Source organism: uncultured Selenomonas sp., from assembly GCF_963528755.1.
Lineage (GTDB): Bacteria > Bacillota > Negativicutes > Selenomonadales > Selenomonadaceae > Selenomonas.
This window is the reverse complement of the sequence record NZ_CAURXA010000002.1, coordinates 369372-381921: the sequence shown is the minus strand read 5'-3', so window position 1 is coordinate 381921 and position 12550 is coordinate 369372. Positions and strand designations below refer to the sequence as shown.

Sequence of the window (12550 nt, the reverse complement as noted above, 5' to 3'; positions counted from 1 at the left end):
AAGAAAAAGGCACTGCTGCATGGAATGTGTTTGTTCCATGCAGCAGCGCTTTTTTCTTTATAGGAAACTCACCCTTCCACCGTCATGGCGGCGGCGAGGGCGGCGCCGAGGGCGGAGCCGGTGTTTTCAAGGACGATGTGGATCTTTTCTGCTTCGTCGCCGAGGAGGTCGGTGAGCGCCTTCTTGAGGTTTTCGGCGACGAGGGGCATCTTTTCATAGACGGAGCCGTCGATGGCGATGTGCTGTTCCTTGATCTCCGCGCCATGTGTGCGATGGCGCACGATGCCTGCGAAGGTCGCGGCGACGAGGCGGGCGGAGCGCGCGATGATGATGCCCGCGAGATCTTGCAGCAGGTTCAGCTCAAGTGCATTGAATTTCTTGCCCGTCTTTTCTTCGAGGATGGCAGCGGCTTCGTGACGATCGAGGTAGGCATCGGCGACGATTGTGGACAGGTCGATGCTCGTGAAGGAGAAAGGAGCGGCCTTGCCGAGGATGTCGGCGAGCGCCTCGCCGTAGATTTCGCCGAGGTAGCGTCCCGAGACCATCTTTTCGAGGTGCTGTGCGCCGGGCTTTTCGGAGGTTTCGTCGATGTGCCTGTCATACTTCGTCGGGCGCAGCTTGCCGAAGCCGCCCGACTCCATGTTGATGACGGTGGGCGTTTCGGAGCCGTCGGGAAATTCTTCGAAGTAGCAGGTGTTCTGCCCCGTGGCGTAGATCGAGCCGATGTAGGCATTCGGCTTCTTGTAGGCGGCGGCGAGGAGCGTGGCGACGGTGTCGTTGATGACGGCGACGGGGATGACGTTTCTCGCGCCGCGCCGTGCGAGGGCTTCTTTGAGCAGGTCGTTGACGACCTTGCCCTCGACGCCCTGCGTCGCGAACTCCTTCGTCCAAGTGATGAGCTTGGCGTTGTAGAGGTCGGTCTGTACCGACGGGAAGGAGAAGGTGTGACCGAGCAGGTACGTCGTCGAGCGGTTGCTCTCGATGGCCTCGTCGATGAGTTCGGCGAGGAAGTCGAACATCTCTTCGGCAGTGGCGCTTTCAGCCACATAGTCGTAGACGCCCGGCTCGGTCAGGGGCTTCGCCGCCTTCTTGATGACCTGATACCTGCCGCCTCCGTGCAGGAGGATGTGCAGGGCGCGCACGTTCGTGCCGCCGAAATCGAGCGCGAGGAAATCGCCGATTTCCTTGCCCGTCGGCAGGGAGACATAGGAGCGCAGCATGCGCAGCGTGGAATCTTCGCCCTCAAGTCCCGCCTGCATTTCCGCTTCGAAGTCGGCGGAAATCTTCTGAAGCTCGTCGTCACTGATGCTGAAGTCGGCGAGCACTTCGTCGTATTTCTTCTTGTCCATGGTCATGGCTGCTCCTCCTTTAAAATGAGGGTTTCTCCGCTGAGCGGACCCCGGGTGGTCAACGTCAGCCAATCGCGCTTCGCCTTCGGCTCGCGTTCTTGGGACGTTTTCACATGCGACCTATTGCCTGTGCGGCTGCGCCCTTCGGGCTTGCCTTACAGATAGGTCAGCATCATTGCGCCGACGCTCGGGAAAACTTCCTTCGCCTGCTTCTGAATCGCTTCTCGCGCCGTCGTCAGTGTATAGCCGTCGAATGCCTTGAGCATCGGCAGGTCGTTCGTTTCGTCGCCGATGGCGAAAACTTCTGCGCCGTCCCAGCCCATGACGGAGAGCAGCGTGCGTATGCCCTGATCTTTGCCGACGCCGACGGGCGTGATGTCGAGGCTGCAGGCGTTCGGGTAGGCGTGGATCTTATCGCCGAGCCTCGCGTTGAGCGCGGCGGCGCAGGCGTCGGATTCGGCGGGAAGCGGGAAGCCCATGGAGAACTGTTGGATCTTCTTGAGCGTGCCGATCTCGGATTCCTCGATGTAGATGATGGGATAGTCCCATTCCTTTGCCTCACGCTCGATCCAAGAGCCTTCCGATTGGTGGCAAAGGTACGTCACGTCGGCCGCTGAAAAGGCAAAGTGGAAGGATTTTGTCGCCAGAGGCTCTTCGGCAATGGCGGCGAGGGCGGCCGGTTCGATCTCGGCCTGGAAGCGCACCGCCTCTTTCGCGTCGCGGATGATGCCGCCGTTGTTGCAGACCGTGTAGTCGAATTCCAGCCCGAACGCGAAGAGCTGCGGCACGAGCATACCGTAGTCGCGCCCCGAGATGACGCCGAACTTGTTGCCCGCCGCACGCCACTTCTTGACGGCCTGCAGCGTTTCCTCGTCGATCTTGCCGCCCCTGAGGAGCGTCCCGTCGTAATCGCTTGCAGCTACCTTCATTGTATCTCCTCCTCGTAAATCACGGCTTCCAATGGACGAAGCGAAGTCGTCGGCGCGTCCGCGTAGCTTCCGGCAAGGCGCGTGCCGCGAAGGAAACTTGCGGGAAGCGCCGCGTCCTTCGTGCTGAAGTTGACCGCCGTCTTGATGCGTGTCTTTCCCAGTGTGCGCGAGAACGCATAAATCTGCTCATTTTCTGTAAGAAGCTCTTCGTATACGCCGTCCAAAAGCGCAGGAATCGTTTCGCGCAGCTTGGCGAGATGGCGGTAGAAGTGCAGCACGGAGTCAGCGTCCTTTTCCTCGGCGGCAGCGTTGAGCGTGCGATAGTTCTCGTTGACGGGCAGCCATGGCGTGCCGCTCGTGAAGCCCGCATGTCTTTCGGCCGTCCACTGCATCGGCGTGCGTGCGTTGTCTCGGCTGTTGAAGTGGACGAAGCCCAGCGCTTCCTTCTTGGAGAAGCCATCTTCCAAAGCGAGCGCGTACTGGCCGTGCGACGAAATGTCGTCGTAGGCGTCGATGGAATCCCAAGCCACGTTCGTCATGCCGAGTTCTTCGCCCTCGTAGATGAAGGGCGTGCCGCGCAGCGTGAAGAGGACGGCGGCGAGCGCCTTGGCCGCGAGCTTCTTGTCCGCGCCCTTGGGGAAGAAGTAGTTGACGGAGCGTGCGCGGTCGTGGTTCTCGAAGTAGATGGGAAACCAACCTTCCTTGGCGGTGGCGTGTTGGCTAGCCGTGAGCGCGCGCTTGAGCTTTGTTAGAGGCCACGGCTGCGCCTTGTGCCAACATTCGCCGCCCTCGTAAGGAACGAGAACGTGGCTGAACTCGAAGAGCATGGAGAAGACGCCGTTCTCGCCGACCCACAGCGACAGCTCCTCGGGCGTGACGCCGTTCGCCTCGCCGACGGTGAAGATGTCGTGCCCGTCGAAGACGCGTGCGCGGAACTCGTGCAGGAAGTCGAGGATGCCCGGCGTGTTCGCCGTCATCTCGTGGATGCTCGTCATGCCGTCCGCCGCGTCCGGCTCGCCGTCTGCAAAGACGGCGGGCTTCTTGATGTAGGTGATGGCGTCGATGCGGAAGCCGCCGACGCCCTTTGCGAGCCAGAAGTTTGCGGCAGCAAAGAGCGCTTCCCTGACCTCGGGGTTCTCCCAGTTGAGATCGGGCTGCGCCTCGGCGAAGGTGTGCAGGTAGTATTGGCCGCGCTCCTCGCAGTACGTCCACGCAGAGCCGCCGAAGATGCCGCGCCAGTTCGTCGGGGCGCTGCCGTCCTCCTTCGCGTCGTGCCAGATATACCAGTCGCTCTTCGCGTTCGTGCGGCTCTTCTTCGACTCCAAGAACCACGGGTGCTGGTCGGAGGTGTGGTTGTAGACGAGATCCATGACGATGCGCATGCCGCGCTTCTTCGCTTCTGCGATCAGCTCTTCCATGTCGGCGAGCGTGCCGAAGTCGGGGTTGATGCCGCAATAGTCGCTGATGTCGTAGCCGTTGTCGACCATGGGTGACGGGTAGACGGGCGTGAGCCAAAGCGCGCCCGCGCCGAGCGACCTTAGATAGTCGAGCTTTTCCGTGATGCCGCGAAGATCGCCCGTGCCCTTGCCGTGCGTGTCGTTGAAGCTCTTCGGATAAATCTGGTAGACGGCGGTGTTCTGCCACCAATGCGTTGCTTTCATACGTTTTTCCTTTCCATTCAGCCCCCTGCCGTACGGGCAGGGGGCTGCGAGATTTGCCGTGCGTCAGAAGGTCAGGACGTCCGTCTTGCCGGCTTCTGCCGTCATGCCCGTATGCTTTTTCATCAGCGGGTATTCGCCCGAGTTTGTCACTGCCATGATGACCGTGTCCTGGTAGCCGGCTTCCTTGATCGTCGCGCGGTCGAACTTCACGAGCGGCGCACCCTGGCCGACCTTGTCGCCCGCACGGACGAGAAGCTCGAAGCCCTTGCCGCCGAGCTTCACCGTGTCGATTCCGATGTGGATGAGCATTTCCGCGCCGTTCGCGAGACGCAGTCCGACGGCGTGCAGCGAATCCTCCATGACCATCGTGACCTCGGCGGCGGCGGGCGCGACGACGAGATTGCCCGTCGGCTCGATGGCGACGCCGTCGCCCATCATCTTCTGCGAGAACATCTCATCCTTGACCTCGCTCATGTCGATGACCTTGCCGTCGGCGACTGCCGCGAAGGAAAGGGATTTTTCCGTGCCGACGGCGAGCTCCGTCGCATCGGATGCAGGCGCTGCGAGAAGCGCCTCGAAGCGCTCGCGCACCTGCGGCACGGAGAGGCCGACAATGACCTGAAACGCATGTCCGTTCCGCACGAGCCCGTGTGCACCCGCACGGGTGAAGACGGCGACTGGCTGCACGAGATCGGGATCTTCTACCGTCACGCGCAGGCGCGTCGCGCAGTTCGTGACGTCCTTGATGTTCGCGGGGCCGCCGAGTCCTTCGAGGAAGACCTTCGCCTTCACGTCGCGCTCGTCGAGCTTCATATCGGGTGCGGCGCCTGCAGCGGCGCCCGCAGCGTCCGCCTGCTTCGCCTTGTAGTCGGCTTTCGTGAAGAGCTTGTCCTCGACGTCGTCGTCCGTCCTGCCCGGCGTCTTGTAATCCTTGAAGCGGATGACAGCGCGGAAGACGAAGAAGTAGATGGCGGTGAAGCACAGGCCGACGCCGATCTGCGTGAGGTATGTCGCATAGTGGTAGGAGAAAAGAGGAATCCAGTTCTGCACGAAGCAGTCGATGAGGCCGCCGCCGAAGTTGCCCGAAAGCCCGATGGCGTAGAGCGTCGCCGAAAGCGTCGCCGAGAGGATCGCGTGCAGCAGGTAAAGGAGAGGCGCGACGAAGAGGAAGGTGAATTCCAGAGGCTCCGTGATGCCGCAGAGCATCGCCGTGATCGTCGCAGGAATCAGGAGAGCCGCCGTCTTCTTGCGCTTTTCAGGCTTGGCGCACGCGTAGATGGCGAGTGCCGCGCCTGGCAGCCCGAAGACTTTGCCGCTGCCGTGCAGCGCGAAGCCGCCCTCAGGGAAGAGGTCGCGCAAAGACTGCGCGCTCGTCATGAAGTCGTTGATGTGACCGAGCCAGTAGGCTTGGATGCCGCCGTCGACGACGGCAGGGCCGAACATGAACGGCAGGTAGATGAAGTGATGGAGGCCGGCGGGCAGCAGGATTTTTTCCGAGAACGTGTACGCCCAGACGCCGACGATGCCGCTCGTCTTGAGGAAGAACTGAAACTGCTCGATCGCGTGCTGTATCATCGGCCAGACGCAGCAGAAGATGAGAGCCATGGGGATCATGACGACGAAGCCGACGGCGACGACGAAGGCAGGGCCTTTGAAAATGCCGAGCCAATCGGGGATGTTCGTGTCGTAGAAGTGGTTGTGCAGATACGCCGTGCAGCACGCGATGAAGATCGCGCCGAGCATGCCCATGTCGAGCGTCTTGATGTTCGCGATCATGGCAAGTCCCGTGCCGGCGCCCGCCGCCTGGCTGTAGTCGACGCCGAATGCGCTGCCGTGCAGCGTGAGGATGGCGGAGATGAAGTAGTTGAAGAGCATGTAGATGACGAAGGATTCCATAGCGCAGCGCGCAGGCTCCTTCTTCGCGAAGCCGATGGGGACGGCGATGGCGAAGAGAATCGGCATCTGCACGAACACCGTCCACGCGCCTTGCTCGACGATGTACCAGAAATCGTACCATAGCGTGCCTTCGGCGGCGATTGCGCCGAGCAGCCCCGTGTTCTTGCAGACGATGGACACCGCCACCGTCAGACCGAAGAACGCGAACAGGATGACGGGCGTATACATCGCGCCGCCAAACCGCTGCATGTTCTGCATGAAGACGTCCTTGCTGAGTGACATGAGCTTACCTCCTCTGAAACACTGAAAACCCTTGTCTATTACGATAAAGGAAAATCGTTGAAAAAGCAAGCATTTCATGCCATTCGGGAGGCATGTACAGAGGTTGCAAGAAGGTACGAGCAGTGAAACTTGTTACAGAAGCCCCAAGAGGTCAAGCCAAAGGCGTAGACCGATTGGCTAGGCTTCTGTAAGGCTATTTTCCTGCTCGCTGCGGTAGAGACGGTAGTGGACGTAGAAGATCTCAAGCAGCAGGAAGTAGGCGAGCATGGACTTGAACGGCAGCCGCTCCTCGCTCTTGGGCAGGTTGAAGGCGGCGGGCACGACGTAGAGGTTCTCCGTCGAGCGGCTCGCGAGCGTGTTGTGCTGCATCTGTGTGATGGCGAGAAGCGGCACGCCCTTGAGATTCAGCTTCTCGGAGAACTCCTTGACGCGCTCGGACTCGCCCGAAAGCGAGATGAAGACGAAAAGATCGTCCGGCCCCGCCGTCTGATAGACGGAATAGAACTCCTCGCGCCCTGCAATCTCGCAGATGAAGACATTGTCGTAGAGGAAGAGGCGCTTGAGCTCCTGCATGACGTTCGTCTGCACATAGCCCGAAGCGTAGGCAAAGACACGGTGCGCCTCGTGGACGAGACGGCTCGCGCCGCGATAGTCGCGTGCCATGAGTTCGCGCCACGACTGGTCGTAGAATTGGCTCAGCGACGTCAGAATGTCGCGGTCGGGCTTTCCGCGCTCTTCGAGTTCCATCTTGAGCACCGTCTTCATCTCGCCGAAGCCATCGAAGCCGATCTTCTGCGCGAAGCGCACGACGGAAGCGCTCGAAACGGCGCAGAGCCGCGCGAGGTCATGGATGGAGGCGCGGCATGCCGTCTCCTTGTGGCTCTCGATGAAGCGCCAGATGCTCTTGTCGGCATCGCTGAGTTCGTTCAAGTGGAGATTGATGCGCTCAGGAAGCTGCATATTGCTCCGCTCCTTTCGTCGGTTTTGGCAAAAAACTTTATTTTAGTTAATCTTAACGTGTTTTCAGATGGCAGGCAAGTCACAATGCAAAAAAGTTGCACTTGACTTGATAATTCGCCAATAAAAAAGGAACCGGATGCGAAGCCACAGGGCTTTGTATCCGGTTCCTTTGCATCCGCCGAGGTTATTTGTGCTCTTTCTTGCCGAATATTTCCTTTGTCGTGCTGCGGAGCCACTTCCTGTTCCAGGTGAGGTGAAAAATGACGCCGATGGTCAGGAGATATGAAACATAGATATGAATGTTCTTGTTGACGCTCTTAGCGGGGCCGTCGGCGAAGACATGGAGATACATGAAGGTGCCCGTCACAAGGCAGATGATTATGCCGACAGCTAAGCCAAGAATCAGATAATAATTTTTTTTCATTGTCATTGCCTCCCAATGCAGATTGCTTATTTAAGAGAAGGACTATCAAATTCATTTTAGCACAAAATATTTTTTGTGTCATAAAAATACGGCAGTTTCTTCCAAAGTTTCGTCCAATTTTCCAGAATATGATTTGCCGCGCATAGAGAACGGCAAATTGCACCGATCTGATGCATTTCAGGTATCAGTATTTTTGATAAGGTATCAGAAGAAGAAAATTTTCTGGTATAGAAAGCTCATTTGAGAATAATATTTTTGGTATGCCGCAAAGAGAAATTTTTTCTCCTAAAGTTGGTGCATACGCCAAGGGCTAGCGTATGCACCGATTTTTCGCTTGACAGCCCGCAGAAAAGTCGCTATAATGACAATGCTTCGTCTTGCACGGGGCGTCCATGGGTAGGTGCCCGAGTGGTTAAAGGGAACAGACTGTAAATCTGTCATCTTCGGATTACGATGGTTCGAATCCATCCCTGCCCACCATCGGCGGCATAGCTCAGTTGGCTAGAGCATGCGGTTCATACCCGCAGTGTCCGGAGTTCAAATCTCTGTGCCGCCACCATGAAATGTAAAGCCCCCGCGCCGAAAGGTGCGGGGGCTTTTTGTGATTCTTAGAACTTCACTTCGGGGACGGCGTCTGCGCCCTCCTTCGCTTGGAACTGAGGCTTCTTCGTCATGCCCATGAAACCGGCGAGGAATACGCCGGGGAAGGTCGAGATGCGCACGTTGTATTCGCGCACTGCCTCGTTGTAGTCGCGCCGCGCGACGGCGATACGGTTCTCCGAGCCGGCCAGTTCGCGCATGAGTTCGAGGTACTGCGTGTTTGCCTTGAGATCGGGATATGCCTCGGCGATGGCGAAGAGGCGGCCGAGTGCGCCGGAAAGCTCTGCGTTTGCCGCATCCATCTGCTCGACGCCCTGCGCACCTGCGAGTTTGGTGCGTGCATTGACGACTTCCTCAATGACAGCCTTTTCGTGGACGTCATATCCCTTGACCGTATTCACGAGGTTCGGAATGAGGTCGCTGCGTCGCTGCATTTGGTTCTCGACCTGTCCGTACGACGCGTCGACGCTGATTTCAGATTCCTTCAGTCCGTTGTACAGGGAGAAAAAGCCGCCTACGACAATGATGACGACGACGACAGCGCCGAGCGCGATCAGTCCTTTGTTCATGTTGAAAACTCCTTTCTATTCCTGTAAAATACCGTGAAGTTTAGTGTGAAACTCCAAGAGGTCAAGCAGTAACTGCAGACCGATTGGCCAGGCTTCTGTAAGTGCGTGTAGTTTACCAGCCGTCTGACGCGCCGCCGCCGCCGGAAGAGCCGCCGCCGTAGTCGCCGCGCGAAGAACTGCCGCCGGAAGAGCTGCCGCCGTAGCCGCCGCCGTAATCGCCGCGCGAGGAGCCGCCGCCGGGGCCGAGCGCTTGGTTGAGGATGCCGAGAAGCCAGTTCAGGATGACGCCGAGCAGGATCATGCCGATGATGGCGAGGAAGAAGATGAAGACATTCATCAGGATGCTCGGTTCCTCTTCTTCATTCGTGGACGCTTTTTCAATCGTCTCGCTCACATCAGCGCCTGGTGCGACTCCTGCAGCACGGTAGGCGTAGGCGGCGAGCTTCTGATAGGCATTGAGCACGCCCTCGGAGTACTTCTCATCGCGGAAGTACGGCTTCATCTTGTCGAGGATCTCGCCCGCTCTGCCGTCCGTGATTTCGCCTTCAAGCCCGTAGCCGACTTCGATGCGGAACTTGCGATCCTCCTTGGCGATGAGCAGAAGGACACCGTTGTTTTGCTTCGCGTCGCCGATGCCCCAACTGCGGAAGAGTTCGTTTGCGTACGATTCGATGTCCGTGCCGTCCAAGGTGGCGACGGTCACGACGACGATTTCTGCCTTCGTTTTTTCGCGCAGCTCTTCGCCGATCTTCTCGATCTGTGCGCGATCCTCTGCTGAAACGATGTCTGCTGTGTCGACGATATATTCGCGCTGCGAGGGCTTAGGAAGCACGGCGGCATCGGCGGCTGAGCTGGCAAGCGCGAGGAGGCTGACGATGACGAAGAGGAAGGCGCATAGCTGTCGACGTGCGTGGAAGGTGTTCATTCGCTTCACATCCTTTTGTAGTGTATGTCTCCTGTGGGGAGTAGGAAGAGAGAAAACTGGTATGAATAGTATACGATAATTTTCGCTTATTATAGCATACGGGAAAACGATCGTATATCGGACAGAGTTCTTAATGTATCCATGGCTTGAAGTGAATTCCTTGCCGGTATCCTGTTTTCGGACCAAATAAAATTCTATTATATTTTACTCGAAGAGGAGAATTTGATTGTATCGATATCCTTGTGTTGACAAAACAGCCCGCCAAGGTTTTGCGCCTTGGCGGGCTGTTTGCGGTTCATGAGGGTTAGCGTGTGATCATGCGTCCGAGACGCGTGCCGAAGAGGTAGTTGAAGAACCATTTGAATGTGACGGAGACGTTGGCATGGAAGCCCGCCTTCGTCAGGAGGTGAATCCAAAGCCATGCCGACCACGCGAGGAAGCCTCTGCCGACGAGAGGGCCTGCAGACATGACGGCCTCGCTGTTGCCGATGATCGCCATGACGCCCTTGCTCTTGTAGTCGAGATGCTCAAGCGGCTCGCCCTTGAGCTTGTGCAGGATGTTGGCGGCGGCGACGTCGCCTCCAGCGAGTGCGACGGGCGCGAGCGTCGGCAGTGGATGTTCTTCGCCCGGTGGCGTGAAGCTTGAGCAGTCGCCGGCGGCGTAGATATTCTCGAAGCCTATGGCGTGCATCGTGTCATCGACGACGATACGGTGGCCACGGTCTTTTTGCACGTCAAGTCCGTCGAGGCAGTCGACGGGGCGCACGCCCGCCGCCCAGACGACGGTGCGCGTCCTGATTTCTTGCAGCGGCGCATCCTTGGGAGCGCTGAAGGGCTTGTAGCGAAGCGTTTCGCCGTCGTAGTCCGTGACCATCATCGAGCACTGCACGGCGACCTTTTTCTTTTCAAGCACGCGCACGGTCTCGTCGCGCAGCTTCTCAGGCATCATCATGAGGACGCCGGGGTCTGCGCCGATGAGATGGATTTCGACCTCGCTGAAGTCGATCGTATGGTACTCCTTTTGAAAGACGTCGTAGATGAGCTCTGAGAGGCCGCCCGAGCCTTCGACGCCGATGGGGCCTGCGCCGACAAAGACGAAGGTCAGAAGAGCCTTGCGCTTTGCCGCATCCTTTTCACGCGAGGCTTCTTCGAAGACCTTGAGGACGTGGCTGCGGATCTCGATGGAGTCGACGAGCGTCTTCAAGGGCAGGGAGTTTTCCTCGATGCTCTTCGAGCCGAAGAAGTTCGGCGTCGAGCCGAGCGCGATGATGAGATGATCGTAGTCGATCTCGCCCTGATCGGTGCGCACGGTCTGCGCCGCCGCGTCGATTCCCTCGATTTCGGCGAGCAGGAAGTTGACGTTCGAAGCGCTGCGGAAAAAGCCTCGGATCGGGTAGATGACCTCGTCCGCCGAGAGCATCGAGGTCGCCACCTGATAGAGCAGCGGCTGAAAGACCTGATAGTTGTTGTGGTCGATGATGAGGACATCGACCGCCTCGTTCGCGAGCTTTCGTGCCGCGCGTATGCCTGCAATGCCGCCGCCCAAGATGACGATGCGTGGTTTCGCTGCCTTTTCCGTCATGATTCATACCGCCTTTCCAGAAAAGTTTGTGGGGAACATTGTGAATCTTATGTGTTTTTCATTATACATCATTTTTATGGAAATGTAACATATCAATAATTTATATTGATATAAATAGCGGCAGGAAAGGCGTGAAGAAGCCCCCCAAGACTGCGGCTTGGGGGGCTTTTTCTCAGGCATTCGACTGTTCGATGAACTCCTGCAGTTTCTTCTCTGCCGCGCCGCTCTCGATGAGCGTGCGGGCTTTTTCGACGCCTTCCTTGATGGAGTCAGCCTTGCCGCCGATGTAGATGGCCGCGCCGGCATTCAAAAGCACGATGTTGGTCTTCGCGCCTTGCGCTCCCGTGAGGATGGCACGCGTCACGGCGGCGTTTTCTTTCGCCATGCCGCCGACGATCGCCGTCTTCTCGGCACGCTCGAGGCCGAAGTCCTCTGGAGCGATCATATACGTCTTGTACCAGCCGTCCTTGAACTCGGAGACCTTCGTCGGGGCGCTGATGGAGATCTCGTCGAGGCAGTCCGTGCCGTAGATGACCATGCCGCGCTGAACGCCGAGGTCGATGAGCACGCGGGTCAGCGGCTCCAGCAGATATTCATCGTAGACGCCGAGGATCATGCGCTCGGGGCGCGCGGGATTCGTCAAGGGGCCGAGGATGTTGAATACGGTGCGGATGCCGAGTTCCTTGCGGATAGCACCGACGTATTTCATTGAAGTGTGATACTTCTGCGCGAACATGAAGCACAGGCCGATGCTCTTGAGAAGCTTTGTGCATGTTTTGGGCGCGAGGTCGATGTTGACGCCGAGTGCTTCGAGGCAGTCGGCGGCGCCGCTTTTCGATGACGCTGCGCGGTTGCCGTGCTTAGCGACGGCGATGCCGGCGGCGGCGATGATGAAGGAGGCCGTCGTCGATATGTTGATGCTGCCCGCATGATCGCCGCCCGTACCGACGATTTCAAGCACTTCGATGCCAGGATGTTCGACGGCGAGTGCATGCTCGCGCATGGCGGCGGCAGAGCCGGCGATTTCTGCTGTCGTCTCAGCCTTGGCGCTCTTCGTCGAGAGTGCGGCGAGGTAGGCGGCGTTCTCAGTCGGACTCGTTTCGCCGCTCATGATTTCGTTCATTACGCAGTAAGCTTCTTCGTAGGTCAGATCGTGCTTGTTGACGATCTTTTGGATGGCTTCTTTTATCATGGCATAGCGCTCCTTTTCTGTTGGACATGTCCCTGCATTTTGGCACGGCAGGGTTGAATGTCATTTAGTATACTATGTGGGTAGGTTTTTTGCAACAAAGGACAGTGTTGAAAGAAGAGGGCTCTTTACAAAAAGATGTTTCCTTGCTACGATGAATAAAAAAGTGGCAGACAAGTAAATA

The 12550-nt window shown here is 58.1% G+C and carries 10 protein-coding genes and 2 tRNA genes; 2 read left to right on the top strand and 10 right to left on the bottom strand.

The window, feature by feature from the left end; genetic code table 11:
* Positions 1-68: 68 nt before the first annotated feature.
* The 6 genes from RWS31_RS03925 to RWS31_RS03900 all read right to left on the bottom strand — a co-directional run bounded on the left by RWS31_RS03925 (position 69) and on the right by RWS31_RS03900 (position 7501).
* Positions 69-1355, bottom strand: coding sequence for a hexokinase (locus RWS31_RS03925; RefSeq protein ID WP_314596245.1), 1287 nt, complete (start codon positions 1353-1355; stop codon positions 69-71).
* 149 nt (positions 1356-1504) lie between these two features.
* Positions 1505-2278 (bottom strand): HAD family hydrolase, encoded by a 774-nt coding sequence (locus RWS31_RS03920; protein ID WP_314596243.1) that lies wholly within the window; start codon positions 2276-2278, stop codon positions 1505-1507.
* Positions 2275-3939, bottom strand: coding sequence for an alpha-glucosidase (locus tag RWS31_RS03915; protein ID WP_314596241.1), 1665 nt, complete (start codon positions 3937-3939; stop codon positions 2275-2277). Before RWS31_RS03915 ends, RWS31_RS03920 begins: the two co-directional genes overlap by 4 nt.
* Before the next feature lie 63 nt (positions 3940-4002).
* Positions 4003-6117, bottom strand: coding sequence for an alpha-glucoside-specific PTS transporter subunit IIBC (locus tag RWS31_RS03910; RefSeq protein WP_314596239.1), 2115 nt, complete (start codon positions 6115-6117; stop codon positions 4003-4005).
* A gap of 177 nt (positions 6118-6294) precedes the next feature.
* Positions 6295-7077: a MurR/RpiR family transcriptional regulator gene (locus RWS31_RS03905; protein WP_314596237.1), complete on the bottom strand. Its 783-nt coding sequence runs from the start codon at positions 7075-7077 to the stop codon at positions 6295-6297.
* A gap of 184 nt (positions 7078-7261) precedes the next feature.
* The gene (locus RWS31_RS03900) at positions 7262-7501 is read right to left on the bottom strand and encodes a DUF4405 domain-containing protein (protein ID WP_314596235.1); all 240 of its coding nucleotides are present in this window, start codon (positions 7499-7501) and stop codon (positions 7262-7264) included.
* Positions 7502-7895: 394 nt separating this feature from the next.
* On the opposite strand from RWS31_RS03900, the gene RWS31_RS03895 reads away from it, so the two are divergent.
* Positions 7896-7981: transfer RNA gene (locus RWS31_RS03895), tRNA-Tyr, on the top strand.
* 2 nt (positions 7982-7983) lie between these two features.
* Positions 7984-8060: transfer RNA gene (locus RWS31_RS03890), tRNA-Met, on the top strand.
* Between the two features lie 49 nt (positions 8061-8109).
* On the opposite strand, the gene RWS31_RS03885 is transcribed toward RWS31_RS03890, so the two are convergent.
* From RWS31_RS03885 to trpD, 4 genes are all read right to left on the bottom strand, one after another.
* The gene (locus RWS31_RS03885) at positions 8110-8670 is read right to left on the bottom strand and encodes a LemA family protein (protein ID WP_314596234.1); all 561 of its coding nucleotides are present in this window, start codon (positions 8668-8670) and stop codon (positions 8110-8112) included.
* A 112-nt stretch (positions 8671-8782) separates the two neighbouring features.
* Positions 8783-9595 (bottom strand): TPM domain-containing protein, encoded by an 813-nt coding sequence (locus tag RWS31_RS03880; RefSeq protein ID WP_314596231.1) that lies wholly within the window; start codon positions 9593-9595, stop codon positions 8783-8785.
* A gap of 304 nt (positions 9596-9899) precedes the next feature.
* Positions 9900-11177: an NAD(P)/FAD-dependent oxidoreductase gene (locus tag RWS31_RS03875; RefSeq protein ID WP_314596229.1), complete on the bottom strand. Its 1278-nt coding sequence runs from the start codon at positions 11175-11177 to the stop codon at positions 9900-9902.
* A gap of 172 nt (positions 11178-11349) precedes the next feature.
* Positions 11350-12369: an anthranilate phosphoribosyltransferase gene (gene trpD, locus RWS31_RS03870; protein ID WP_314596227.1), complete on the bottom strand. Its 1020-nt coding sequence runs from the start codon at positions 12367-12369 to the stop codon at positions 11350-11352.
* Positions 12370-12550 lie beyond the last annotated feature (181 nt).